The sequence below is a fragment of the Novosphingobium kalidii genome (genome assembly GCF_040534015.1).
Classification (GTDB): Bacteria; Pseudomonadota; Alphaproteobacteria; order Sphingomonadales; family Sphingomonadaceae; genus Novosphingobium; species Novosphingobium kalidii.
In genome coordinates, this window is the sequence record NZ_JBEWLY010000013.1 from 581,781 (window position 1) to 608,101 (window position 26,321).

Annotated in this window: 20 protein-coding genes; 10 read left to right on the plus strand and 10 right to left on the minus strand. The window is 65.4% G+C overall.

Features of this window, described 5'->3' with window-relative positions:
- Positions 1 to 75: 75 nt before the first annotated feature.
- From ABVV53_RS09565 to ABVV53_RS09575, 3 genes are all read right to left on the minus strand, one after another.
- Positions 76 to 1,488: an MFS transporter gene (locus ABVV53_RS09565; RefSeq protein ID WP_353984145.1), complete on the minus strand. Its 1,413-nt coding sequence runs from the start codon at positions 1,486 to 1,488 to the stop codon at positions 76 to 78.
- Positions 1,489 to 1,915: 427 nt separating this feature from the next.
- Positions 1,916 to 3,112, minus strand: coding sequence for an IS91 family transposase (locus tag ABVV53_RS09570; RefSeq protein WP_353984146.1), 1,197 nt, complete (start codon positions 3,110 to 3,112; stop codon positions 1,916 to 1,918).
- Positions 3,113 to 3,116: 4 nt separating this feature from the next.
- Positions 3,117 to 4,025 (minus strand): tyrosine-type recombinase/integrase, encoded by a 909-nt coding sequence (locus ABVV53_RS09575; RefSeq protein WP_353984147.1) that lies wholly within the window; start codon positions 4,023 to 4,025, stop codon positions 3,117 to 3,119.
- A 526-nt stretch (positions 4,026 to 4,551) separates the two neighbouring features.
- Here ABVV53_RS09575 and ABVV53_RS09580 point away from each other — a divergent pair.
- Together ABVV53_RS09580 and ABVV53_RS09585 are read left to right on the plus strand one after the other, a co-directional pair.
- Positions 4,552 to 5,907 (plus strand): serine hydrolase domain-containing protein, encoded by a 1,356-nt coding sequence (locus tag ABVV53_RS09580; protein WP_353984148.1) that lies wholly within the window; start codon positions 4,552 to 4,554, stop codon positions 5,905 to 5,907.
- A gap of 216 nt (positions 5,908 to 6,123) precedes the next feature.
- Positions 6,124 to 7,554 (plus strand): IS1182 family transposase, encoded by a 1,431-nt coding sequence (locus tag ABVV53_RS09585; protein WP_353984149.1) that lies wholly within the window; start codon positions 6,124 to 6,126, stop codon positions 7,552 to 7,554.
- A 142-nt stretch (positions 7,555 to 7,696) separates the two neighbouring features.
- Here the strand turns inward: ABVV53_RS09585 and ABVV53_RS09590 are convergent, their stop codons facing one another.
- From ABVV53_RS09590 to ABVV53_RS09600, 3 genes are read right to left on the minus strand one after another with little or no spacing between them, the layout of a single operon-like run.
- A complete protein-coding gene (locus ABVV53_RS09590) occupies positions 7,697 to 8,737 on the minus strand; it encodes an MBL fold metallo-hydrolase (RefSeq protein WP_353984150.1) in 1,041 nt (346 codons plus the stop codon).
- A 33-nt stretch (positions 8,738 to 8,770) separates the two neighbouring features.
- Positions 8,771 to 9,691, minus strand: a complete 921-nt coding sequence (locus ABVV53_RS09595) for a ketopantoate reductase family protein (protein ID WP_353984151.1) — start codon at positions 9,689 to 9,691, stop codon at positions 8,771 to 8,773.
- Complete coding sequence (locus ABVV53_RS09600) at positions 9,688 to 10,872, minus strand: aromatic amino acid transaminase (RefSeq protein ID WP_353984152.1); 1,185 nt, start codon at positions 10,870 to 10,872, stop codon at positions 9,688 to 9,690. The genes ABVV53_RS09595 and ABVV53_RS09600 overlap by 4 nt, the downstream gene beginning before the upstream one ends.
- A gap of 168 nt (positions 10,873 to 11,040) precedes the next feature.
- Here ABVV53_RS09600 and ABVV53_RS09605 point away from each other — a divergent pair, with 168 nt between their 5' ends.
- Positions 11,041 to 11,508, plus strand: coding sequence for an Lrp/AsnC family transcriptional regulator (locus ABVV53_RS09605; protein ID WP_353984153.1), 468 nt, complete (start codon positions 11,041 to 11,043; stop codon positions 11,506 to 11,508).
- 226 nt (positions 11,509 to 11,734) lie between these two features.
- Positions 11,735 to 14,533, plus strand: a complete 2,799-nt coding sequence (locus tag ABVV53_RS09610) for a TonB-dependent receptor plug domain-containing protein (protein ID WP_353984154.1) — start codon at positions 11,735 to 11,737, stop codon at positions 14,531 to 14,533.
- A 184-nt stretch (positions 14,534 to 14,717) separates the two neighbouring features.
- On the opposite strand, the gene ABVV53_RS09615 is transcribed toward ABVV53_RS09610, so the two are convergent.
- Both ABVV53_RS09615 and ABVV53_RS09620 read right to left on the minus strand, forming a co-directional pair.
- Complete coding sequence (locus ABVV53_RS09615; protein ID WP_419956766.1) at positions 14,718 to 15,686, minus strand: formylglycine-generating enzyme family protein; 969 nt, start codon at positions 15,684 to 15,686, stop codon at positions 14,718 to 14,720.
- 150 nt (positions 15,687 to 15,836) lie between these two features.
- Complete coding sequence (locus ABVV53_RS09620; RefSeq protein ID WP_353984155.1) at positions 15,837 to 17,351, minus strand: sulfatase-like hydrolase/transferase; 1,515 nt, start codon at positions 17,349 to 17,351, stop codon at positions 15,837 to 15,839.
- A 129-nt stretch (positions 17,352 to 17,480) separates the two neighbouring features.
- On the opposite strand from ABVV53_RS09620, the gene ABVV53_RS09625 reads away from it, so the two are divergent.
- Positions 17,481 to 18,380 carry a ketopantoate reductase family protein gene (locus ABVV53_RS09625; protein ID WP_353984156.1) on the plus strand — a complete coding sequence of 300 codons (900 nt, stop codon included), beginning with the start codon at positions 17,481 to 17,483 and terminating at the stop codon, positions 18,378 to 18,380.
- Between the two features lie 21 nt (positions 18,381 to 18,401).
- Here ABVV53_RS09625 and ABVV53_RS09630 read toward each other — a convergent pair whose 3' ends face one another.
- Entirely contained in the window at positions 18,402 to 19,391 is a 990-nt protein-coding gene (locus tag ABVV53_RS09630; protein WP_353984157.1) for a 3-hydroxybutyryl-CoA dehydrogenase, read from the minus strand.
- On the minus strand, positions 19,381 to 20,463 hold the full coding sequence (locus ABVV53_RS09635; RefSeq protein ID WP_353984158.1) for an NAD/NADP octopine/nopaline dehydrogenase family protein: 1,083 nt from the start codon (positions 20,461 to 20,463) through the stop codon (positions 19,381 to 19,383). Before ABVV53_RS09635 ends, ABVV53_RS09630 begins: the two co-directional genes overlap by 11 nt.
- Positions 20,464 to 20,732: 269 nt before the next feature.
- Here ABVV53_RS09635 and ABVV53_RS09640 point away from each other — a divergent pair, with 269 nt between their 5' ends.
- From ABVV53_RS09640 to ABVV53_RS09660, 5 genes are read left to right on the plus strand one after another with little or no spacing between them, the layout of a single operon-like run.
- The gene (locus ABVV53_RS09640) at positions 20,733 to 21,986 is read left to right on the plus strand and encodes a spinster family MFS transporter (RefSeq protein ID WP_353984159.1); all 1,254 of its coding nucleotides are present in this window, start codon (positions 20,733 to 20,735) and stop codon (positions 21,984 to 21,986) included.
- Positions 21,983 to 23,158, plus strand: coding sequence for an alpha-hydroxy acid oxidase (locus ABVV53_RS09645; RefSeq protein WP_353984160.1), 1,176 nt, complete (start codon positions 21,983 to 21,985; stop codon positions 23,156 to 23,158). The genes ABVV53_RS09640 and ABVV53_RS09645 overlap by 4 nt, the downstream gene beginning before the upstream one ends.
- A complete protein-coding gene (locus ABVV53_RS09650; protein ID WP_353984233.1) occupies positions 23,148 to 24,473 on the plus strand; it encodes an MFS transporter in 1,326 nt (441 codons plus the stop codon). The genes ABVV53_RS09645 and ABVV53_RS09650 overlap by 11 nt, the downstream gene beginning before the upstream one ends.
- Positions 24,473 to 25,222, plus strand: a complete 750-nt coding sequence (locus tag ABVV53_RS09655) for a class II aldolase/adducin family protein (RefSeq protein WP_353984161.1) — start codon at positions 24,473 to 24,475, stop codon at positions 25,220 to 25,222. Before ABVV53_RS09650 ends, ABVV53_RS09655 begins: the two co-directional genes overlap by 1 nt.
- A gap of 20 nt (positions 25,223 to 25,242) precedes the next feature.
- On the plus strand, positions 25,243 to 26,211 hold the full coding sequence (locus ABVV53_RS09660; RefSeq protein WP_353984162.1) for an AraC family transcriptional regulator: 969 nt from the start codon (positions 25,243 to 25,245) through the stop codon (positions 26,209 to 26,211).
- The last annotated feature ends 110 nt before the right edge of the window (positions 26,212 to 26,321 follow it).

Consider the following 26,321-nt stretch of genomic DNA (forward strand, 5'->3'; position numbering starts at 1 on the left):
AGCAGCCGACCCGAGAGCCGCCGGCTAGTGAATGTCGACTTCGACAGCGCTGACTTTCGGGCTTAGCAGATTAGACTAGCTTCCCCTGGTGGGAGGCCCTTGGGAGTGCTCGGCGCCGTCTTCCGCGAGTGCCGCAAAGCTCCCCATTATGCCTCCGTTGAGAGAGGAAGGGCTGCGCTCTTCAGCCGCACTTGCATAGGTCGTCGAAAGCTGACGATACTGCCGCGAACTGAACGCAATCAGGGTCATGACCACGCCGAGTGCGCCGGTGACGCTGAACACCAGAGCCATGCCGCGCTCCGGCCCAGTTCCGTACCAACCGCCGATCGCCTCGGCACCCGCGCCCGTGGTCATGAAGGGTATAGCCAGAAATTGGGTCAGCGGGCCGATCAGGAACGCTGTTAGCGGCGCTGCGGATTGTTCGACGGATTGCGCGAAGCCGAACACCCGTCCCTGTCGCTCGTAGGGCACGACCTTCTGCAGCGTAGTATGCTCTGCTGCCTCGGCATAGGGCCCGAGGAACAGCCAGATCACGCAGCCAACCGCCAGCAGCAGGATCGAGGACTGGATGGTGAACACGCTCGCCACCGTCCACACGATCAGGTTAACCAGCAGCAGCGTGCGCAGCGGATTCTTACCCAGACCCGTCCTGGCGATGATGAGCCCGCTGACAATGAATGCGCACGAGGCGAGCGCCCACAGCAGGCCCCATTGCTGAACTTCCATCAGCGACAAGCCATAGGCGTCCATCAGCGCCATGAACACGCCGCCCAGGAAATTGTTAAAGGTGGTGAAGAAGATCAGCGCGAACAGCCCCGGCACTGCGGCAACCACGTGGATCGTACCCCTCAGGTCCACTTCCTTGCGCCCACCCGGCGCGGACGAAATCGGTTCCGGGTCGCTGACGCGCACCGTAAGCAGGTGCAAGAAGACAAGCGCCGTGAAGCCGATCGCCAGCACCAGCGTACCTCGCATTCCGTCCCATGCGACCAGAAAGCCGCTGATGCCTGAGGTCAGCAGGAATCCGATCCCGGTCACCATGCCGACTAGCCCGTTGGCCTTGTCGCGTTTGTCCTCTTCGATCAGCGCGGTGACGAGCGTGGGCAGCGCTATCATGCGAATATTGCCGCAGATCACCGCGAGCATCACGAGAAGTATAAACCCCCACAACGTGGCGCCTTCGACCCGGGCCAGCGCCTCTTTTGGCGCGAAGAAATAAGCCGCGAGTGAAGCGGCATAGAGAACAAAGGATCCCGCGCTGGAGGCCAGCATGATGCGCTTCTTACGGTTGTGATCCACCAGGCTGCCGAACCAGATCGCGAATCCGGCGGTGAAGACCAAGTATATGCCACCGATCATGCCAGTGACGGTTACCGAACGCGTTTCCAGAAACGCCCAAAACACCAGCGCGAACCAGACTGTGAAATTGATCACGTTCTGCACCAGATTGTTGGCGAGGATCACATGGAATGGATCGAGCCGAGACATAGTATGCCTATCTTTCACCCGGAGCCCCGGTGCAATCCAAGGATGCAGGATTCCCATAGGGACGCATAACAGCTCTGTTGAAGGTCAGCTATTCAGGGTTGCCGTCCGTTAGCGGAAGTTCGGCATTCGTATAGAGTTTCGGACGCCGTGAGGTGTCGGAAAGTCGTCGGAGCCCGAACCTGCGGGCCCCATTCACTGAGCTATGGGTTTTAGATTTTGGGCCGGTCCGGATGTCCGAGATCGGAGCCGAAATGCAGACGAGTTGGAGAGCGGACGGTCTGCATTTTGGTGGGCAGGAGTGGTCGCCGCCATGCGGACGGTCCGCTCTGAGGATGAAGGCGTCTGCTTTTCGCCGAGGTAGGCGCAAGCCTGCTTGTAGGCAGGAGCGCGATCGCTCGAAGCCCTATCGGTGGCGAGCCGTGCCGGATCACGACGCAGGTCTTCCGGGTAGGGGCGCGAGGATGGGCGGGGCTCGAGGCTGGTACTGACGTTCCAGGATCTCGATGATCACCATGTGGCCGCCGCAGCATGGACACGGTGGCCGAGCAACTGCCGCTGGATCGTTCGGCGCGTCGTCGACAGCAGGTGGGGCGACGGCGAGAAGCTGGCGGGCTCGTGCAAGATGGGCCTTGCGAGAGCCGCTGGCGAGCAGGCCGTAGTGACGGATGCGGTGAAAGCCCTTGGGCAGGTTGTGCAGCAGGAAGCGGCGAATGAACTCGTCGGCAGTCAGGGTCATCACTTGCTGGCGGTCGGAGCCGTCGCGGCGGTAGTCCTTGTAGCGGAAAGTGACGCCGTCTTCGCCAAAGCGGATCAGCCGGCTGTTGGAGATGGCGACCCGATGGGTGTAGCGCGAGAGATAGGCGAGCACTGCCTCGGGCCCAGCAAACGGCGGCTTGGCGTAGACGACCCAGCGCTTCTTCCGAACGGGTGAGAGGCGACGCAGGAAGGCGCGTCGCTCGGCAAGAGGCGCCAGGCTGCCAAAGAAGGCGAGCTGCCCGGCATCGTGCATGGCAAGCAGCCGAGTGAGAAACAGGCGGCGGAACAGCGCGCCAAGCACCCGCACCGGCAGGAGGAAGGCAGGGCGCGAATGGATCCAGCGCTCGCCCTTGAGCGAGATACCGCCGCCCGGTACGATCATGTGGATGTGTGGGTGATGGGTCAGCGCCGAGCCCCAGGTGTGGAGCACCGGCGTGATTCCAATGCGTGCGCCCAGATGCGTGGGATCGGCCGCGATCACCTGCATCGTCTCCGAAGCGGCGCGGAACAGCAGATCGTACACTGCCGCCTTATTCTGAAGCGCGATGGTGGCCACCTCGGCCGGAAGAGTGAAGACGACGTGGAAGTAGCCGACCGGCAGCAGGTCGGCCTCGCGCATCGCCAGCCATACTCGTGCCGCCGCTCCCTGGCATTTGGGGCAGTGCCGATTGCGACAGCTGTTGTAAGCGACGCGCCAGTGCCCGCAGTCTTCGCAGGCCTCGACGTGACCGCCCATTGCAGCCGTGCGACATTGCTCGATGGCCGACATGATCTTGAGCTGATGCAGGCTCAGGTGCCCGGCATGGGTGATGCGATACGCAGGGCCTGCGGCACGGAAGATGTCGGCGACCTCCAGAGAGGTGCGCATCCGCTCAGCCGTCGGACGTAGCTCCACTGGGTGACATCAGCGCCAGTTTGTCGAGGGGACTGGTTACAGCTCGCATCGTCTTGGTCGCCACCTGCGTGTAGAAGGCGGTGGTGTTGAGCTTGGCGTGTCCGAGCAGCGCCTGGATCACACGGATGTCGACGCCGTCCTCGAGCAAGTGGGTGGCGAAGCTGTGCCGCAAGGTATGGGGACCCACGCGCTTGACGATGTCGGCGGCCTCGGCTGCCTGCACGACGACGCGGTGCAACTGGCGTGTGCTGATCGGCACCGACGCATTCTGGCCCGGGAAGAGCCAGCCATCTGCCTGCATGACCCCGTGTTGCCGTCCAGCACGCCACCACTCCCGCAGCAACACGAGAAGACCCTCAGGCAGCATGGCATTGCGGTATCGACCACCCTTGCCCCGCTCGATGCGCAGCAGCATGCGCTTGCTGTCGATGTCGCTCACCTTGAGAGCGGACACCTCGGCAACGCGCAGCCCGGATCCATAAGCGACCGACAACGCCGCCTGGTGCTTGAGGCAGGTCGTAGCATCGAGCAGCCGCTTTACCTCGTCCTGGCTCAGCACAACGGGGATCTTGCGAGCATGGGCTGTGCGGACCAGCTTGCGAGCAAAATCTGGCCTATCCAGTGTGTGCGTGAAGAAGAACCGCAGCGCTGCGACAATGCTATTCATCGTCGGCACCGGCACTCCGGTTTCCTGCTGATCGAGCTGAAACCGGCGGATGTCCTCGGCCGTCGCGGTGTGCGGCGAGCGACCCAGGAACGTCGCGAACCGACCGACGTCTCGGATGTAGTTACGCTGCGTCTCGCGTGAGAAACGGCGCATGCTCATGTCGTCAATGAGCCGCTGGCGAAAAGGGCTGACAGCAGATGCGAGTACGAGGTCATTCATGAGAAGGCTCCTCCAGTCAAAGGAACCTCGATGGTCTGCCCGTACACAGCAGCCCTCAACTCACATACTACGCTCCAGCTCTCGCTTTACCTCGCAAAAAGCGCCCCTCCCGCGGAGCGGGTTCGTGCGACGCCCACATGCGGACGTTCAGGTGGGCAACCGTGTCCCCGAAAGCAGCCACTCGTTCAGCACGATCATTCCCATTCTCCCTCTCCGAGCGGCAATTTTGGAAAAAAGCAATTGGGAACAGATTTTGGCAAAGGGGATGCCGAGACGGCTACCGGTGCCCTCACCAAAGCGACGGTCCCCGCTTTGGGTTCCCAATCGGGAGTGAGCGCGGACCGACCAGGCGAGTAGGAGACGGCCGGCCTGGCTGGGTGCCCGGGATGGGTGGTTTCGCGACACAAAACACCCAGCAGTCACGTCCGGCATCACACGGGCGCGCAAAAAGTTTTTGGGTCCGAGTTTTTTGTAATCGTAATCTGCATGCTGAACCGCCATCCTCAAGGTCGCGGAAGGGAACACAATGATCAGAGCAGCTCTTTGCCTTATCGTCCTGGTAGCACCTGCAAGCGCGGCTCATGCGGAGCCTGCTACAACGCAATTCGAAAATTGGCTGGCGACGTTCAACACGGGCGACAAGGCGGCAATCCAGAAATTCTATGGCGAACATCTTGGCGATGCCGATGCGTTAACCGCCCGTAATCTGCGCGAGGAAACCTGTGGGTTTGATCTGGCGCGGGTCGAGGACAAGAGCGACAAATCGTTTCGCGCCTTGCTGGTCGAGCGCTGCTTCCCGGCGCTCCTCCGCGTGTCATTTTCGGTCGCTCAAGACGGCAAGACGCTAGAGAAGTTCAACCTTCAGCCCTTTGCGATGCCCGAAGCGCGTGCGCTCGCCGCCACGCGTGACGTTGCCAAGCGGTTGGCGGCATCGGATGCATTCGCTGGCTCGATCATCGTAGCCCAGGACGGCCAAGCGCCGTGGACCTATTCTGCCGGGACCTTCAACCGGGATGATGCACGGCCCATAACGGCCGATACGCCGATGTTCCTGGCTTCGGCCGGCAAAATGTTCACGGCGGTGGGCATCTTTCAGCTCATTGAGAAAGGGAAGGTCGCGCTTGATGCGCCCCTCTCTCGCTATGTCCCGGACTACCCCAACAAGGGCATGGCCAAAGTCACGATTAGGCAACTGCTTAGTCATCGCGGCGGCACCGGAGAAGATGGCGTTCTGCAACGGGAGGATACGGCGAACCGGGAGTGGGTCCGCACGATCGACGATTACATTAGACTTAATGGCAGCCGGCCCCCAGCTTTTCTGCCGGGCAGCAAGTTCGACTATTCAAATTATGGGTTCATCCTACTTGGTGCGGTGATCGAGCGGGTGTCAGGCCAGACCTATCAGGACTACATCCAGCAACACGTATTCGGCCCTGCCGGGATGACGCACGCGTCGTTCCCGGACCTGCAGCACATCAAGGACATTCCAGTCGCTTATTCCACCTTCTTCGAAGCCGAGCCCAAGCCCGTCGCGTCCACCGCAGTACTCCCCTGGCGCGGATCGGCCGCCGGAGGTGGTGTTGCCAGCGCAACCGACATGCTGCGCTTCTTCACCGCGCTCCGTTCGAACGTGTTAGTGTCCGCTAGGTCACGCGCGGTGGCCACCGAGCCGAGTGAGAAGGGTTGGTATGGCCTCGGGTTCGTCACCCAGGCGGGCAAGTATCCGCTTTGGGGGCATGGCGGTTTTGGATACGGGATGAGTGTCGCGGCGCAGCGGTTTACTAACGAGAGGACAACATTTATTTGCATAGCGACCCGCGACGGGGCTTGCGATCGGATGATATACGCATGGTCCGATCGCAGGTTCGGTCTTACCGAATAACGGTTAGGATGCTTACTCTGCTGGTCGCGCCTCGTATTATCTGCTGCGGCTTGCTGCTGCCTTTCCGAAAATTGGATCGTTTTTGGGAAAGGGGCAGCCCACCGGCAACGTCAGCTAATCGCCACCCTCTTCCCGAAAGCGGACGGTCGCCTTCCACCGAGGCTGTGTGAAAACGTGCTGATGTGGTAGAGTTCTCGCGCTGATGGAGGTGCTGGGATGAGCCGTTTCATCGAGGGGAGCGACCGGCGCGAAAGGCTGCTGCCGGACTGTATCGACGATTATGTGACCGCGGACAGCCCGGTTCGGGTGGTCGACATGTTCGTGGACGAGTTGGACTTAAGCGAGTTGGGCTTTGGCGCAGCCGCTGCGACCGGGCGACCGTGTTATCATCCGGCGACCATGCTCAAGCTCTACGTCTACGGTTACCTCAACCAGGTGCAGTCGAGCCGGCGGTTGGAGCGCGAGGCGGGCCGCAATGTCGAGTGCATGTGGCTCACAGGCAAGCTCGCGCCTGACTTCAAGACCATCGCCGACTTCCGCCGTAACCATAGTGCGGCGATACAGGCGGCATGCCGGCGCTTTGTCCTGGTCTGCCGCAACCTGGGTCTCATCGCGGGCTGCACGGTGGCGGTGGACGGCAGCCGGCTGCGGGCGGTGAATGCGCGCGACCGGAACTTCACGCCTGTCACAATCCGGCGCCGGATGGAGCAGGTCGATGCCAGCATCCAGCGCTATCTCGGCATGCTCGACACTGCCGACCGGCAAGAGGGCGAGGCGTCCGAGTTGCGTACTGCGCGGCTGACGACGCGGCTCGATGCCTTGCGCCGGCAGATGCGCGACCTGGAAGCCATGGAGCAGGCAGTCTTGGCCGCGCCCGACCGGCAGATCTCGCTGACCGACCCGGACGCGCGCGCAATGGCGTCGGCTGGAGGCGGCACCGGCCTTGTCGGCTATAACCTTCAGGCAGCGGTCGACGCGGACACCCACATCGTCGTGGCGCACGAAGTGATCAATCGTGGCCACGACCGCACGTCGCTGGCCAGCATGGGGGAACAGGCCCGCGACGCGACTGGCACCGATACGCTCACAGTGCTGGCCGATCGCGGCTACTTCTCGGGTCCGGAGGTGCTGGCCTGCGAGAAGGCCGGCGTCGTGGCGATCTGCCCCAAGCCACTAACCTCAGGCGCCAAGGCCGAGGGGCGCTTCGGCAAGCAGGACTTCGTCTACCAACCGGGCACTGACACCTACCGCTGCCCCGCCGGCGAGACCCTAACCCGACGCTTCTCCAGCCTCGAACATGGGCTGACGCTTCATGGCTATGCCACGCCAGCCTGTCGCTCCCGCTGCGCTGTAAAGGCGAACTGCACCGCCGGGATCGAGCGGCGCATCAAGCGATGGCAGCATGAAGAGGTGATCGAGGCCATGCAGGCTCGGCTCGACCGCTGGCCCGATGCCATGCGCGTGCGACGACGAACGGTGGAGCACGTTTTTGGCACGCTGAAAGACTGGATGGGCAGAAGCCACTTAAAGACACGAAGGCTCGGGAACGTGGCAACCGAGGCCAGCCTCCACATCCTCGCCTACAACATCAAGCGCGCCATCGCGCTCCTCGGCGTACCAGCGCTCATCGCCGCGATGCAGGGCTGAACGACCAGCCCCGTGCGCGTCGATCCAGCCAACGCACAAAGCCCTTTCCACACAGCCTCTAACGCAACGCGGCTATTGGCTTGAGGCTTGATTTGGGTGGTCCCTGACAGATGCTCTCACCCATCTAATGAGTTATGTGTCGCTATTTCTGCACAGCGCTCGTGTCTTCGAACACCCTGCTTGCCTGGTTCTCGCGCCGCCCAACTTCGATCTGCTCTCCGACCGTTAGGGTCATCAGGTCGAACGCGCTAACGAGTGGCCCCTTGTAGTAGGGGCGGGTAAGTGCACTGAGATACTCGCCGGTGGTTTGCGGTGGGATGATGTGCGAGTAGACCGCCATGCGCGGCTTGGCTTTGGCGAAGACGGCGCCTGCCTGTTCGGGTGTGGTGTGGACGTTCAGGCTGACGTTGGCGCGCTCGGCCTCCTTGTCGCCGCCGGTCGACGGCACCTGCACCTCGTGGACGAGCACGTCGGCGCCCTGCGCCGCCTTGACGATCTCGGAGTTCGGCAAGTCGCGCACGTCACCCGAGAACACCACCGAGCGGCCCTTGTACTCGACCTTGTAGCCGTACGTGTCGCCTTCGAGCTTGCCGACCTTCATCGTGGCGGGATTGATCGGCATGTGCTCGACGTGGAACGCGGTGATTTTCAGCCCGTCGCGATCGAACACCTCGCCGGGCTTGAGGTCGTGCGCCTGCAGGCGGTTGCCCGCGGCCGGGATGCCGACGATCTCGCGATAGCGAATGTCCCACGAGAAGGCCGAGCTGATGTCGCTGGCGAACTTCTCGGTTCCCGGCGGTCCCCAGATCGTCAGCGGGGTGCGGCGGCCGTACATCCAGCCGGCGATCCACACGTCGTCGATGTCGGCGATGTGGTCGTAGTGCAGGTGGGTGACGAAGATTTCGGTGATGTTGGTCAGCAGGTCGAAGTTGCCGGCCTGGAAAATGCGTTGGCGGATTTCGGGGCCGCAGTCGATCAGGACGCGGTGCTTGCCCGCTTCGACCAGGATGCTGGCGCCGTGGCGCTCCTCGGAAGGACGCGGCGCGCCGGTGCCCAGGAAGACAAGGCGGATCTTGTCGGAGTCGCCGTTCTGGACGGGGGCGGTCGCCCGCGCGGCGGACGCGGCGAGGGGCTGGGCGGCCAGAAGTGCAGCGGCGGCGACGAGAAAGGATCGAGCTGTCATGATGGTCCCTGTTTAGGTCTGTGACGGGAAAGTTCAGCCTTGGATGTTACTGCTGGCTTGTCGACCGGCGAAGCCGGCGAGGCTCACGACGGTATTCGCAACCGGCATCGACATGCCGCGGCTTTCGGCCAGGTTCAGACAGCGCAGCGCGATTGCCTCGAGTTCCAGCGGCCGGCCCGCCTTGTAGTCCTGCAGCATCGAGGTTTCGACCGGGCCAACGGCGCGGCCGACGTCCATCATGGCATCCACGGTCATCGCGCTGGCGACGCCCAGGGCTTGGCCGGCGCTCACCGCCTCTTCCAGCATGGCGCGGACGATCAGATTCAGCGCGGGATCGTGGAACTGGTCGTGCAGCGTGGCACCCGAGACGACCGAGAGAGGGTTGGTGGCGAGGTTGAGCGCCATCTTCGCCCAGATGTCGGCGCGGATGTCGGCACTCACCTTGGTCACGATCCCCCCCGTTGTCAGCATGGCGGCGAGGGCGTCCAGGCGCGGGATTGAAGCGCCGTGGGGAAGGCCGAGCGTCAGCCGCGCATTTGGCGTGGGGTGCGCTACACCCGCCGCGTCTAGCCGCGAGACGACGTAGACCGCGGCGCCGACGAGTTCGCCGGGGCAGGCATGGTCCGCCAGCATCCAGAACGGGATGCCGTTCACCAGCGGGATCACCAGCGTCTCGGCCGCGATGGCGGCAGCAAGCTCCTCGAGCAGCGGTGCGAGGCCTTGTTCCTTGACTGCCAGGAAGATCGCGTCCTGCTCCGGGAGCTCCGCTGCACCGACCACGTCGGCGGCGATTGCCGGCAGGCGGGCCAGTTGGAGACCGGTCGACCGCAACTGCTCGGCCCGCTGGCCCCTTGCGACGAGGGTGACGTGATTGCCCGCCGCGGCTAGCCGGTAAGCGACGACGGCGCCCACAGCGCCGACTCCGGCCACGGCGATGCGCATGGGCGCGGTCACGCGTATTCTCCTGCGCGCACGGCCAAGAGGGCATCGGCGAGGCGCTCGATGGTGGCGTCGGTCAGCGCGGCGAGGTTTATCCGGCCGGACGGGGGAAGAAAGATGGCGAACCGTTCTGTCAGTTGCTCGACATCGCCCGGTGCCACGTCGAGCATGCCGAACATGCCAAAGCCGCGTGACAGGCATGGCTGGCCCAGGCCCCGCGCCTCGAGTGCCATGGCGAACGCCTGCCTCAGACTCGCCAGCCGCGCGCGCATGGCGTCCAGTTCGCTGCGCCAGAGGCGCGACAACTCGGCGTCCTCGAGGATGGTGCGGACCACCACGGCGCCGTGATCGGGCGGCATCGAGTAGGCGGTGCGCGCGGCGGCGGCGAGGTGCTGCACGATCATCTGGCCGGATGTGGCATCGCGCCCTTTGACCGTCAGCATGCCCACCCGATCGCGATAGAGGCCGAAGTTCTTGTCGCAGCTATAAGCCACCAGTAGCTCGGGCACGGCATCGTGGAACAGCGCGACGACCGCTTGGTCCTCGGCCCAGCCTTCGCCGAAGCCCTGGTAGGCCAGGTCGATCAGCGGCAGCGCTCCGGCCGCGGCGATCGCGGCGGCGATGTCCTGCCATTGGGCGAGGTTGGGGTCGATGCCGGTGGGATTGTGGCAGCAGCCGTGCAGGACGAACACATCGCCGGCGGAACAGGTCGCGATGGCCTGGAGCAGGGGAGCTGGGTCGAACGCCCCTCCCACGTCGGCACGGTGGGCGTAAGTCCTGATCCCCAGTCCGGCGGATGCGGCGATCGGCGCATGGTTGGGCCATGTGGGAGTGCCGAGCACCACCTTGCGGCCGGACCCGGTGGCGGCGAGCACGTGCATCGCCAGGTGCAGGGCGCCGGTCCCGCCGACGGTCTGCAGGCCGGCGAAGGCGAGGTGCTCGCCGAAGGCCGCAGCGGACATCGCGGCCACGAACCTGGTGTCGCCCAGCGGCGAGAGGTAAGCCTTGGTGCGCTGGTCGCGCGCGATCCGCGCCTCCGCGGCCTTGACTGCGGCGAAGATCGGCGAGTGCCCTTCGGCGTCGCGGTACACTCCGATCCCGAAGTCCACCCGCTCGGGCCGCGGGTCACGTGCTACCCGCGCCGCGATCGAGAGAATAGGATCCAGTCCCAAGGGCTGCAGATCGGAAAGCGACACGAACGTCTCCTTGCAAGCGTTTGCGGATTCGTCACAGGATAGCGCGCAATCCGGCGGACGGGGTTCCGTTCTTTCCTTGTTGTGGCTGACGAAACAGAATAGTACTTGAAATCTTGCGGATCGAGCAGAACAATGTTCTGCAATAGCGGTCAAGGGCAGACGAGCGGTATGGACAGGATTGATTGGGCCGTGCTTGCGGCGTTGGAGGCGGATGGACGCTTAGGCTATGCAGCTCTCGGGGAGATCGTCGGGCTGAGCAAGACGCCGTGCTGGACTCGCGTGCAGCGCCTCGAAGAGCGAGGCGTCATCACAGGTTACCGGGCAGACATCGATCGCAGCGCCGTAGGCCTGCCGCTCACCGCCTTCTGCGAAGTCACGGTTGACTTTGCGCACCACCACGACTTCGAGGCAGCGATCAAGTCGCACCCGGCGGTCCTCGAATGCTACACCACCGCAGGGCAGGGCGACTACTTGCTGAAGATCGTCTGCGGCGACGTGGAACACCTCGACACCATCCTTCGCGAGCAGATCAGCGGCATACCCGGGGTCGTCCGCTCGTCTTCGACGATCGCCTTGAAGAGCATCAAGCAGGCGAACGGGATCATGCCGTTCGCGTCGCAGAGTCGGCAAGGCTGAAGCTCGCGGGAGCCGCGGCCCAAAGCCGACGCTCGCCACTGTGTTTCGGCTGGGCGAGCACCGAGATAGTCGGCGCCGAGTGTTGCGCGCTTGCCCCAACTAGCACCGAAAAGAGCCTTACTCCCATTATCACTTGAAAATGAAACTTTCGTGATGCAGCTTTTCGTCATGGCTGCATGAGTCGGCCAAAGAACGTAGCCAGCTTATCGCCAGCCGGGGGGAAATCATGACACGACGCGCTCTCTACGCCTTTAATGCATCGCTCGCAGCCGTCGCGGCGATCATCTCAAGTCCCGTGCTTGCGCAGTCGGCCGAAGGTACCGACGCCGCACGGCCTGCCTCAGAAGTCGACCCGGCCGAAGCGGCGACCGATGCTGGCGATATCGTCGTCACCGGTACGCGTACCAACCGGACCGGATACGAAGCGCCGACGCCGACCACTGTGCTCACCGCCGAGACTATCGCGCTCACGGCTCCCGCCAGCCTGGCCGACTACGTGAACCAGCTTCCCGCGCTGGCCGGCTCCACCAGCCCGCGCAACGTGAACGGCACCACCGCCGGCGGCACCGCGGGCGCGAACCTGCTGAACTTGCGCGGCCTTGGCGTCAACCGCACGCTGGTCATGCTCGACGGCCGCCGCGTCGTTGCTTCCACGCTGACCGGTGCGGTCGACGTGAACCTGCTGCCGACCGCCATGGTCAAGAGGGTCGACATCGTGACCGGCGGCGCCTCGGCCGCCTACGGCTCCGATGCAGTGGCCGGCGTGGTCAACTTCATCCTCGACGACACGTACACCGGCCTCAAAGGCGAGACCTCTTACGGCATAACCGACAAGGGCGACGGCAACGCGTTCCGCGCCGAGCTGACCGGCGGCCTCCAGTTCGGTGGGGGGCGCGGGCACATCGTCGTCTCGGGACAGTATAACAAGTCGGGCCGCGTCCGCGCGCAGGACCGCGACTGGTACAACGGCTCCAAGCTGATCGTGAACCCGGCCTTCACCGCCACCAACGGCGTGCCGCAGTACATCGTCGCGCCTAATGTCGGCCTCGCGTCAGCCACCGACAACGGCCTGATCACCTCGGGCCCGCTGCGCGGCACACAATTCGGAGCCAACGGCCTCGCCAGCGCCACGCCATTCAATTTCGGCTACACCAACGGCTTGCAGTCGCTGGGCGGTTCGGCCGAAGATCACGGCGGCCGCATCGAAGTCGCGGTGCCGACCGAGATGTACAGCTTCTTCGGCCACGCGGCCTACGACCTGACCGACGGCATCCAGGTCTTCGCCGAAGCCAGCTACGGCCACTCGGTAACCGATTATCTCTCGGTCTCGTACAACCGCTTTGGCAACCTGCCGATCTCGATCAACAACGCTTACCTTGATCCGGCGGTCCGCGCACGGCTGGCCGCGGCCGGGCAAACCACCTTCAACCTGGGCACGAGCAACTACAAGTTCGGCCAGATCCGGGGACGCAATGAGCGCGAGATGGAGCGCTACGTCGGCGGCGTGAAGGGTGATCTCGGCGGGTGGAAGTGGGACCTGTACTACACGCACGGCATCTCGCACATCATCTCAGAAGCGGCGAACAACCCCAATATCGCCAACTACAACCGTGCCGTGAACGCAGTGCGTACCCCCAGTGGTGCGATCGCCTGCGGCGTCAATGCCGACGCTTCGACTGCAAACGACGATGCCGCCTGCGCTCCGCTGAACCCGTTCGGCACCGTCGCAGTGTCCGACGCCGCGCGCGACTATGCCTTCGGCACTGCGCGCCAGGTGATTGGCATCAAGCAGGATGTGGTCTCCGGCTCGATCTCGGGCGATCCTTTTTCGACCTGGGCGGGCCCCGTCTCGGTCGTGGTCGGTGCCGAATATCGTCAGGAAACCTACGACGCGACTGCCGACGCGGTGTCGCAGGCCAACGGCTACTTCACCGGCAACTACAAGGCATCGCAGGGCGAAGTTTCGGTCAAGGAAGCCTTTGGCGAGATCATCGTGCCGCTGCTGAAGGACAAGTCTTTCGCGCAGGACGTCAGCTTCAATGGCGCCGTGCGCTACACCGACTATAAGCTGAGCGGCGGCGTAACCACCTGGAAGGCCGGTCTCACTTGGGAGATCAACGATGAGCTGCGCCTGCGCGGCACCCGCTCGCGCGATATCCGGGCGCCCAACCTGAACGAGCTGTTCCAGGGCGGGCAGGCGACCACGCTTGCGCTGGCCGACCCGGTCATCAACTCATCGTATGCCACGCTGGTGCTGGTGGTAGGCAATCAGAACCTCCAACCGGAGCGTGCGGACACCCTGTCGCTGGGCGTTGGCTACCGTCCGCAGTGGCTTCCCGGCCTGTCGCTCTCGGTCGACTACTACGACATCAAGATCGACCAGTCGATCGTCAGCCTGGCCGCGCAGAACCTAATCCAAGGCTGTCAGGCGGGCGATGCCAGCTTGTGCGCCTACATCACGCGCGATCCCGCCAGCAACCTGATCACGCAGATCCTGACGCCAGGCATCAACTTCAGCCGCGAGCGCGCCACCGGCGTTGACTTCGAGGCGAACTACTCGACCGGCCTCGGTGCGGGCCAGCTGCGCCTGGCGGCACTGGCCAACTACGTGAAGCGCCGCGACGTCGATACCGGCTTCACCGTTTTCCGCTATGCCGGGACGATGAGCGAGAACACGGCGGTGCCCAAGTGGCGCGTCAACCTCAACGCCAACTACACCGTCAACGGCACCACGTTGAATGTGCGTGAGCGGTTCATCGGTGCGGGCAAGTACGCGTCCGACAAGACTATCGTCGATAACCACGTGAAAGCAGCCTACTACACCGACGTTACGCTGACTCAGCGGTTCGAGGACATTGCCGGGAGTCCGGCGTTGTTCTTCTCAGTCGAGAACCTGCTCGACCAGGATCCGCGCGTGAGCCCGGCGGTGCTCGGCCCGGTGCACATCAACGTCGGCGTCAATGGCACGCTTTACGACGTGCTGGGCCGGACCTTCCGGGTCGGTTTCCGCTTCGACCTGAAGTAAGGCGGGTCGCAGATCTGAGGGGGGCGGGACGGCGGAATTGCCGTTTCCGCCCCTTTTTGCTTTTCCACGCGAGCAGACACCCACTGCCCGTTCGTGTCGAGCGTAGTCGAAACATGCTGGCGCTGTGCGTGGTCACTCGACTACGCTCGACGCGAAAGGACTTGGAGTGTGGTCGGCGCGACGTTTACGTCAGATCCGCCTCGCGCACCACGCAGCGGAAGCCGATGTGGCCGGTCGAGGTCTCGATCGTCTGCGGATGGCGCGCCGCCGGGCGATAGCGCTGGCAGTAGTTCTCGGCGCACAAGTGCGAGCCGCCCTTGATCACCTTGCGGCCGATCCGGACTTGCGCGATTAGCGGATCGAAGCTGCCCTTTAGCGATCCCCCACGCGGATCGGGCAGGCCGCAACAACTCTGCCCGCCCTTCTTCGGCTTCTTGCCGGCGGGCAGCGCCCACCAGTCGTCGGTCCATTCCCAGACGTTGCCGATCATGTCGAACAGACCGTAGTCGTTCGCGGGGTAGGTCCGCACCGGTGATGTCCGCTCCCAACCATCCAGCTGGGTGTTGGCGAATGGAAATAGCCCCTGCCAGTAGTTCGCCATCATCGTTCCGCCGGGCGCGAGTGCGTCGCCCCAGGCGTAGTCGCGGTCGTCATGCCCGCCCTGCGCTGCAAACTCCCACTCCGCCTCGCTCGGCAGCCGCTTGCCGGCCCAGGCGGCATAGGCTGCGGCGTCGATGTGCGAGACGTGGACCACGGGATGGTCGAGTAGGTCGTCGATCGTGCTTTCGGGCCCTAACGGATGGCGCCAGCTGGCGCCGGGTTGGAACGACCACCAGGCGCTGGAATCATCGAGATCGACCGGCCCTCGCGTTTTGTGGAACACCAGCGAGGCGGCGTGCATCTGCGCCGGGTCCATCCCGGGATAGTCCTTTGGCGAAGGCGGGATTTCGGCGACGGTGCGATAGCCGGTCTCGTCCACGAAGCGGGCGAACTGGCGATTGGTGACCGGGGTCTCGTCAACCCAGAACGGCGCCACGGCGATGCGGCGCGGCGGCGCTTCCTCGGGATAGAAGCGATCGGAGCCCATCGTGAAGGTGCCGCCGTCAAGGCGGTGCATGCCATCGAGACACGTGTCGGTAGGGGCGTCGCTCATGATGGTCTTCGTGGTCCCATGTCCTGCCAATGACGGGAGGACATAGCCGTTTCGACGCGGACCGTCATGCGCCAAGGACGCTGTCGAGAGAGCGCACGAAAAAGGTCCGCAGTCGCGCCGGCGAACCGGACGACCGCGGACAGGGGTGGATTACTTGCCGAACACCGGCGAAATGTTGGTCCAGCCGCGCGGCGGGAGCGAGCCGTTCCAGGCGTCGTACTTCGCCTGCAGATCGGCCTTGATCTGCGGGTTCTGCGCGCTGACGTCAGTCTTCTCTGCGACATCGGCTTCAAGGTCGTAGAGTGCAGAGGCGCCGCTCTTAGTGTTGAGCCACAGCTTCCACTTGCCCATGCGCACCGCCGATTCCTGGCCCAGCTTCCAGAACAGCGCTTCGTGCGGCGAGCCTTCCTTCTGCGCCTGGACGAAGGGCAGCAAGTTCACGCCGTCGAGCGGCTGCGAGCCCGAGGTCGAAACCTTGGCTGCCGCTGCGACAGTGGGCAGGATGTCGAGGCTGATCACTGGCTTGTCGTAGACGGTGCCAGGCGCGATTTGGCCGGGCCAGCGCATCATGAAGGGGATGTGGATGCCGCCTTCATGCGTCGAGTATTTGCCGCCAGAAAAGGGCGCGTTGCTGCCTGGGCGGCTGAGCGCCTCCCCGTTGTCGCTCAGGAACACGACGATGGTGTTCTGGTCGAGCCCGGTCGCTTTCAGCTTGCTGAGCACGGCGCCGACCGCCTGGTCCTGCGCCATCAGCAACGCGTTGTAGGCGCGCTGGTCCATGTTGGGGATCTTGCTGCGCAGCTGCTCGTAGTAGCCGATTGGCACTTGCAACGGGGGCACCGGCGAGTTCATCGGCAGGTACAGCAGGAACGGCTTGCTCTTGTTCTGCTCGATGAAGTCTACAGCGCGGTCGCGGAAGTACTCCATCAAATACTGGTTGACCTGCACCAACTTGCCGTTCTCGCGGATGCCGTTCAGCCCCTCACGCGACCAGGCGGTGAGCGGCGCCTCGTCGTGGAAGTCGACCTTCATGCTGATGATATCAGGGTTGGACAGGTCGGTGTACTGCATGCTGGTGTTGCCGTAGAACACGTTCGAATAGTCGAAGCCGCGGTTTTGCGGCAGGAACTGCTCGCCATGGCCCAGGTGCCACTTGCCGATCACGCCGGTGGTGTAGCCCGCCGCCTTGAACGTCTCACCCATGTTGCGTTCGCTGGTGGGCACGCCGCGGCGCAGGAACTCGGCCTCGCCCTGCAGCGGGGTCAGCTTGCCGTCCTCCTCGCGCACTTCGCGCAGCTCGGGGAAGGCGCCCGAGGAGACCTGCTGCTCGAACCCAAAGCGCTGCTGGTAGCGGCCGGTAATCAGGCCCGCGCGCGAGGGGCTGCACAGCGGCGCGCTGACATAGCCGTTGGTGAACTTGACGCCATCGGCACCGATGCTGTCAATGTTGCGGGTGTTGATCCACGGGCTGCCATTGGACGAGATGTCGCCATTGCCCATGTCGTCGGCGAGGATGACGATCACGTTGGGGCGGGCGCTCGACGAGGTGCGCGAGCTGGGCGCGCGTTCGGAGGCGGTGCCCGACTTCGCGAAAGCGACAGGCGATGCGGCGACGGCAAGGACCGTGGTGAGCATCAAAGCGGATCGGCGCAGCAACCTCTTCATAATTCCTTCTCCTCAGCATGGCGTCTGCAAGCGATAGCCTGGGCGCCAGGACCGTTGATGACCAAGGCTTAACAAACGCCGGACCGCGTGCAATAGAAATTTGAACATTCAAGTGACATGGAGGGTAGGATGCGCGTTGCGGTGGTCGGTGCGGGGGCGATGGGTTCGCTCTTCGCGGCGCGGCTGGCACTTGCCGGACATGACTTGCACCTTGCCGAGATCAGCTCCGAGCGGCGCGCGCAGATCGAGTCGCGAGGCGTGGTGTTCGAGATCGCCGGTCAGGCGGGTGCAGCATCGATCGCCTGCGGCCTTCCGGCCGATCTTCCCGCCGGCCACGATGTCCTGATTCTCTTCACCAAGTTCGGCGCTTTGCGTCCGGCGCTCGCAGGCGCGCTGCACGCGCTGAAGGATGATGGCATTGTGGTGGTGCTGGCGAACGGGCTCGGTATCGCCGAGGCGCTGAACGGCCTGGTCCCGGCCGAGCGGCTGATCCTCGGCGTCACCGATGTCGCCGCCGATATGCGCGACGGATGCGTCCACAGCGACGGTTCGGGGATCCTCAAGCTCGGCGTCGCGGCTGGGGAGAGCGGCGCGTGCGATACCGTCGCTGCGCTGCTCGCGAGCGGCGGGTTCGCCGTGCATCCTCAGGCCGACGTGCGCGGCGCGATCTGGGAAAAGGTGGCCTTCAACGCTGCCTTCAACGCGCTCGCGACGATCGTCGACGTGCCGGTCGAGGGCCTGGACAACGAGGCCGGGCGGCGGCTGGTCGGCTGCGTCCTGGCGGAAGTGACCGCGGTGGCGCGCGCCGAGGGCGTGCCGTTCGATCCCCAGACGGTGCGCGCCCGCATCGCAGCGGCGTTCCGCCATCAGGGCCATCACATGCCGTCGATGGTGCAGGACCGGCGGGCCGGCCGCACGACCGAGATCGCCGCGATCAACGGCGCTATCGCTGATCGCGGCGAACGATCGGGGGTAGCGGTGCCTGTGAACCGCACGCTCGCTGATCTGGTGGTGCTGACCGGAGGCTAAGCCTCCGGTCAGTCACGCGGATCAGGGTTTGATCGACGGCATCAGCTGGCGGTGCTGGAGCATCGCGAGGAATTCGCCCAGGCGACGCGCGCGATAGGCTGCGACGTTGGTATCGGCGTAGTCGTAGAAGCCCTTGCCATCGCGCAGGCCGTTGCGTCCTTCGGCCATGTTGCGGCCGATCACGTCAGGCGCGGCGAAGCGGTGTTCATCGAGGTTCTTCGACAAGTGCGCACTGGCGTAGTGCAGGATGTCGCCGCCGCCCCAATCGATGAATTCGAGCAGGCCGAGGATGGCGAAGCGGAACCCGAAACCGACGCGCACGGCGGTGTCGATGTCCTCGGCGCTGGCGACGCCTTCCTCAACCATTCGCGCCGCCTCGTTCATCGCCAGCGCCTGGATGCGCGGGACGATGTAGCCGGGCGAGGAGCGGCACACGACGGGCACCTTGCCGATGCCTTTGAGCAGGTCGCACAACACGTCGACCTGGCGCTGATCGGTCACGGTGGCAGGACTGACTTCCACCAGCGGCACGAGGTGCGCGGGATTGAGCCAGTGCGCGTTCATGAACCGCTCGGGCCGGGTGACCATCGCCGCTAGCTCATCGGCTCCGATCGTCGAGGTGGTCGATGCGATGATCGCCTCGGGGCTCGCCGCTTCGCAGACGACGGCGAAGGCGGAGGCCTTAGCCTCCAGCGTTTCGGGCACGCCTTCGAAGATCACGTCGCAGCTGCCGATCGCGGCTGGCGCCTGCGCGACAGGCACTACCGCGACGCGGGAGAGCACGTTGTCGACGCCCGCTGCGTCGAGCAGCCCCGCCTCCGCAAGGAAGCGCACGCTGTCGCCGATCTCCGCCATGGCCGTCTCGCGCAGCCGGGCGAAGTCTCCGTCGCTCCTGGGGCGCAAGTCGATCAGCAGCGACTCGATGCCGGCCAGCGCGAAGGACGTGGCGATGCCACGTCCCATGCGGCCGGCGCCGAGGATGGCGATCCGGCTAGGGTTCTCAGTGGCCACCGTTCATCCACTCCGTCATGCTTGCGCGGTCGAGCGAGGCGAGCCCGAGCCGCTCCAGCGTGCGGCCTGAGGCATAGAGGTCCTCACCGGTGATTGCCGAGGCGAGCGCCAGCAGGCCCTGCGCAACCGGCATCGGATGGCCGGCCCAGCGCCCGATCGACACCAGCATCGAAAGGCCCAGCTGCGTGTCCTCGCGCATGTAGCGGTGCGTCTGCAGGTCGATCTTCTCGCGCCAGTCGCCGCTGTCGGTCAGCTTCTCGTGCGCGGCGTTGCCGTACATCCACTCGTCGCCGTCGGACGTGTAGTGGTCGGCCAGCGGGAAGTGCGGCGCGCTGTAGCCCAGCGCTTCGCGCAAGGACATGCGCTCGGCGTCGAGCGCTGTGGTGACAGCGCGGATTGCGGGCTGGGTGCCCTCGTTGTGGATGTCCCAGGCTTCGAAATGCTCGAGCGGCCCGGCGTTCATCATGATCAATGGCGGGTGGATGATCGGCCCGGCGTTCATCAGCGCGCCCGAGAGGATGTCGGCGTCGGCCTCTACCGCAGGATAGGCCTCGCGGATGATATCGAGCACCTCGTCGCGCTCCGAGCGCGGGAAGACGCCGGTGGGCAGGCGCGTCGCATAGGCACTGACGACGATCTCGGCCGGGCCGTGCTTGCGCACCAGGTAGGGCAGGGTGCCCGTCTCGGCGAAGCGAACCTTGGCCGTGTTCCCTTCCGCGCGCGCGGCCTGGATGAACAGCACCGAGCCCAGCGTGCCGGGCGGCAGGAACGCGATCTGGCCGTCGCGCCAGTAAGGGGCGCAAGCCGCCGCCAGATCCTCGTGCGTGTGCGCGGGGAGCGGGATGACGACCAGCTCGGCCGCCTCGATCGCTTCCTGCAAGGACGCGGTCGCATGCGCGATCGGCACCGTGCGCGTGCCGGCATGGTCGCGCACGGTGACCCCGCCGTTGGCGTTCAGCGCCTCGAAAGCTGAAGCCTCCCGCCGCCAGAACCACACCTCCTGGCCCTTTTCGCTCAGTTCCGCAGCCGCCGCATAACAGCCGTGACCACCGCCCAGTACTGCAACCTTCATGTCACACCTCATAATTCAAGCGCTATCCATGCCGGCTGGCGGCGCGGCGAGCTATCCGCGAGGCGCAGCAATGTGCACCAAGCGCAAGATCGCGCATCGCAGACCGTCGCCATGCATTTAACTTGAAAAGTCAATTGATGTAATACATCCTTCACATGGTGAGCGGCTCGACTCATGCCGCGGCGGCAACGTCGCTCGGGCTATTACGACACGACGGGAGGTTGGGCGCGATGACGAGCAGGGGTGCATGGTATGTGGTGGGCCTATGTATGGTCGCCTACGTGTTCTCGTTTATCGACCGGCAGATCCTTTCGCTGCTGATCGAGCCGATCAAGCACGACCTCTCGCTCAGCGATACCCAGTTCGGCTTGCTGCAGGGGCTGGCGTTCTCGCTGTTCTACGCCACCATGGGCATCCCCATCGCTAGCTTCGCTGACCGCTATTCGCGCCCTTTGACGATCGTGCTGGGCATTGCGTTCTGGAGCGTGGCGACGATGGCCTGCGGACTGACCCGCAGCTTCGGGCAACTGTTCGTCGCGCGCCTAGGCGTGGGCGCGGGCGAGGCGGCGCTGTCGCCGGCGACCTACTCGCTGATCAGCGACCTGTTCCCCAAGGAGAAGCTGGGCCGCGCCGTGGGCGTCTACTCGATGGGACCATTCGTGGGGGCTGGTATCGCCTTCCTCGTCGGCGGCAGCGTGATCCAGCTCGCCGCGTTGCTGCCCGAAGTACGCCTGTTCGGCGAAGCGCTCGCCCCCTGGCACTTGGTGTTCGTGCTGGTCGGCTTTCCCGGCGTGCTACTGGCGCTGGTGATCGCGCTGACGGTGCATGAACCGGATGCCGCCACCCGCTACAAGGCCCGCCGCGAAGCGCCCTCGACCGGCCAGGTGCTCGCCTTCCTGTGGCGCGAGCGGGCGATCTTCGGGCCGCACTTGTTCGGCTTCTCGTTCATGGCGATGTCGCTGTTCGCGCTGCTCGGCTGGGCGCCGGCCTATCTCATCCGCACGTTCGGCATGACGGCGGCGCAGAGCGGACTGTGGCTTGGCATGGTCGCGCTGATCGCTGGTGTCAGCGGGGTGCTGGCGAGCGGCTGGTTCATGGACTGGCAGACCGAGCGCGGCCGCCGGGACGCGCCGTTCCACACCGGCATCGTCGGCTCGGTCGGCACGATCCCGCCGATGGCGCTGCTCCCGTTCACTAGCTCGCCTGGCGTGGCGCTGGCGCTGCTGTGCGTCGCCATGTTCTTCGCCTCGACGCCGATGCCGCCTTCGACCGCGGTGATGCAGGTGGTCGCGCCGCCGGCGATGCGCGCGCGGGTCTCGGCGATCTTCCTGTTCCTCAACAGTTTCATCGGCCTGGCGATGGGCGCGGCGCTGGTCGGCTTCCTCAACGACCGCGTCTTCGCCAGCGAGAAGGCGGTTGGCAGCTCGATGGCGGTGGTGGTGATCGCTGCTGCGGTGCTCTCGATCGTACTGCTGCTCAAGGGCCGCCGTCCGTACATGGCGTTCGAGACCGCCGCCGCATGACCGCGCTGCTTCGGCGATACCGGACCAGGGGCAGGGTCGAGCGGGCGCACTCCATCGCCGAACTGCGCGCGATGGCGCTCCGCCGCCTGCCTCGGCTCGCCGCCGAGTACCTGGAGAGCGGTGCCGAGGACGAACTGTCGCTGGCCGCAAACCGCGCGGCTTTCGATGGCATGGAGTTCATGCCCCGAATGGGCGGAGGAAAGTCTGAGGTCCCCGCGACCAGTGGTCGGCTCGCCCATCAGGCATTGCCTTACGTCATCGCTCCTACAGGGTTGAACGGGCTGCAGTGGCGCGAGGCCGACCTTGCCCTGGCGCGCGGCGCCGCGGGCGCGGGTGTCGTGTTCACGCAGAGCACTGTCTCCAACACGGACGTGGGCGAAATCGCACGCACCCCGGGTCTGGCGCACTGGTTCCAGCTCTACGTGTTCAGCGACATGCAGCTGGTGCTCGCGCTGATGGCGCGCGCCTACGAAGCGGGTGTACGCACGCTGGTGGTTACCGTCGATGCCAACACCGTGGGCAATCGCGAGTGGGACACCCGCCTCTATGCGAGGCCTGGAGTGCCGACGCCGGCCGCCAGGATCGACGCGCTGCTGCACCCGCGTTGGTTTGCGAGCGTGTACTTGCCCGGCTTGCCGTCCTTCCCCAACCTGACCGAAGCACTGGGCGGCCGGCGCGACCTGATCGCGGCCAGCCACTGGCTGCGCGACAACATCGCCCCTCATGTCACCTGGGTTCAGCTGGAGCAGATCCGCGCCGCCTGGACAGGCGACTTGCTGATCAAGGGCATCGCTCACCTTGCGGATGCGCGCGAGGCGATTGCCATCGGCGCACAGGGCGTGGTGCTGGGCAATCACGGCGGCCGCCAGCTCGACGGCGCGGTGAGCGGGCTGTCGCTGCTGCGCCAAGTGCGCGACGATTTGGGCGCCGGGCCGACGATCCTGGTCGAAGGCGGCGTGCGGCGGGGCAACGACATCCTCAAGGCGCGGCTGCTGGGCGCCGACGCGGTGATGGGCGGGCGCGCGACGCTGTACGGCGTGGCAGCCGGCGGCGAGGCAGGAGTGGCCCGGGCGCTGACCATCCTGCGCACCGAATATGACCGCAGCGTGAGGCTGCTGGGCAGCGGCGAATTGGCGCCGAAAAGAGGAAACAAGGGGCGTGATGCAGTCTGACAATTCCCTGCGCTGGACGCTGGATCATGGGCCGTGGACCGGCTTCCAGAGACGCGCCGGCATGCTCGCGATCCTCGCGGTGGTGCTCGACGGGTTCGACATCCAGCTGCTCGGCGTCGTGCTGCCCGCGCTGATCAAGGAATGGAACCTGCCGCGCGAGGCCTTCGTGCCGGTGATCGGGCTTGGCATCGTCGCGATGAGCGTGGGCACCGCGATCAACGGCTGGCTGGGTGACCGCTTCGGCCGCAAGCTGACCCTGCTCGCCAGCATGATCGTGTTCGGATTGGGCACGTTAATGACGGTGATGGCGACCGGCATGCCGCTGTTCATCGTCGCCCGCCTGATCGCCTCGGTAGGCCTGGGCGGCGCGATGCCGAGCGCGGTGGCGCTGCTGTCGGAGTTCACGCCGGTGCGCCGCCGCAGCTTCATGGTGACGCTGGGCATGATCTGCACACCGGTGGGCGGCGTGCTGGCGGGGCTGGTCTCGGCTTGGCTGCTGCCGGTCTATGGCTGGCAGTCGCTGTTCCTGGTGGGCGGGTTGCTGCCGTTGGTGCTGGCCGGGATCATGCTGGTGGCGCTGCCCGAATCCCCGCAGTTCCTCGCCTCGCGCCCCGGTCGCCGCGCCGAGCTGGAGCGCTTCGCGGCGCGGCTCGGCGTCGCCCCCTCGCCGGGTGACCTTGGCGCCACCGCGCAAGCGGGCGAGGCCAAGGCCGGCTACGGCGCGCTGTTCGCGGGCGGCGAGTGGAAGGTGACGCTGCTGCTGTGGTCGCACTTCCTGTTCGTGCTCACCACCGCCTATACCGTGTTCAACTGGCTGCCGACGCTCAGCACCGCAACCGGCTTCACCGTGGCCCAAGGCGGCATGTTCCTCGCGGCGTTCAACTTCGGCGGCATCGCCGGCGCGCTCATCGGCGCGCTGTGCATCGACCGCAGCGGCTCGCGGCGCCTGACGATCAGCTTCGGCCTGGGCGCCGCGGCGGCGAGCCTCGTCGCGTTCGGCACCTTCGGCGTCGGAACGCCGGTCGCGGTGCTGGCAGGGACGATCTTCTTTGCCGGCCTGTTCATCGCCGGGCTGCAGCCAATGCTGTTCGCGATCGCCGCCGCAGCCTATCCGGTCCAGCTGCGCGGCACCGGCGTCGGCACCGCGCTGGCGGTGGGCCGGCTTGGCGCGATCGCCAGCTCCTACATCGGGGCGGTGCTGATCGGCGCGGGAGCGGGCGCGTTCTTTGTGTTTTTGGGTGCGATGATGATGGCGGTGGCCGCGGCGCTGTGGCTGATGCCGCGTCACGTCCCCGGCCGACAAGGGAGTAAGTGATGACACGTTTCAGCGACGAAGAGTGGAAGCTGCGCTATGACCTCGCGAACTTCTACCACCTGGTCGAGCACTTCGGCTGGCACGAGCTGATCTTCAACCACATCTCGGTGCGCCTACCCGAGGGGGATCGCTACCTCGTAAACCCGTTCGGGCTGAACTATTGCGAGATCACGCCCGAGAACCTGCTGGTCGTCAACGTCGACGGCGAGCTGGTGGGCGAGTCCGAGTATCCCGCGAATCCCGCCGGCTTCGCGCTGCACGGCGCGATCCACACGCACCGCCACGACGTCCACTGCGTCGCTCACACCCACACGATCGCAATGTCGGCGGTGGCGATGAAGGAAGGCGGGATCGACCACAACAACTTCTACGGCGCCCAGCTGATCGACCGCGTGGGCTATCACGACTTCGAGGGCATCACCTTGTTCGCCGACGAGCGCGACCGCATGGTCGCCAGCCTAGGCGACAACAATGTCCTCGTGCTGCGCAATCATGGCGTCGCGGTGTGCGAGCGTGACGTCGCCTCGACCTTCATGCTACACTACATCGTCGAGCGCGCGGCGCAGGTCCAATGCCAGGCCGGGGCCATCCCCGGACCGGACCGCCAGATCAGCGAAGAGATCCGGCAGCGCTGCAAGGCGTCGGTGGCGAAACTGAACGACAGCAATCGCTTCTCCGCACTGCTGTTCGACAGCCAGGTGCGGGCGATGCGTCAGGTCAAGCCTGTCGACTGGCAGAGGCCCGCGTAACCGACGAAGGAGGTAGCGTGATGCAGGGTGAACCGATCAACAGCGGCCCTGCAACGGTCGCCGCGGCCGGGTGGAGCTCGCGCGACCGGGGCGAGGCGATCGCGATGCTTTCGGGCATCCTCGCACCGCACGACCTCGAACTGCGCGAGCCGCGCGGCGCGGTTCATGCGCGGCTAGCCCATGTCACGCTGGAAAGCTGCAACTTCGCCGACATCCGCTATGGCGCGCCGGTGCGGATCCGCTCGCGGGTGCCGTCTGACCGCTGCCTGATCCACGCGGTGACGGAAGGACGCAGCCGGATCGCGGCTCGGGCGGGCGACATCTGCCTGCAGCCCGGCATGATCCACGTCTCGGCCCCCGGCGCCCCGATCGACATCGAGCACGGCCCGGCCAGCCGGCACCTGACCGCCAGCCTCAGCATGGATGCCTGGAGCGCGATCGCGGGCTGGTCCCACGACGCGGCGCTGCCGGTGTTCAACGCCAGCTCCGCCCCGGCATGGCGCGATCTGGCGAGCTTCGTGCTGGGCTGGGCGCAGCTGGGCGGATCGGGTTTCGGCACCGCGGCCGAGCGCCTCGACGGCCTCGTCCGCGCGTTCCTAACCGACAGCCTCGCGCTCGGTGCCGACGCCGCCCGCGCGCGCGCGGTCCAGCCCTGGTACGTGATGCGGGCGAGGCAGGTCATGCTCGACGCGGTGCGGCAAGGCTGCGACCCGATCGGGCTCGCCGACGTCGCCCGTGCCATCGGCGTCAGCATGCGCACCTTGCAGCAGGGCTTCCGCACTGCGGCGGCCCGCACCTTCGGCGAGGAACTGCGCGAGCTTCGCTTGTGCGAACTCGACCGCCAGCTCGCGGCGGCCCGGCCCGACGACGACGTGACCGCGATCATGCAGTCCTGCGGCATCACCAGCATGGGCCGCTTCGCGGGCTACTACCGCGATCGCTTCGGCCTGCTCCCCTCGCAGCGCTTGCGCAGCCGCCAGGGGCATTGAGCGACCGTAGCCGTCGCTGCAAACCCGATTCCGTTCGTGTCGAGCGAAGTCGAGACACGCTGGCGCTGCGTGTGGTGTCTCGACTTCGCTCGGCACGAACGGAAGTTGGC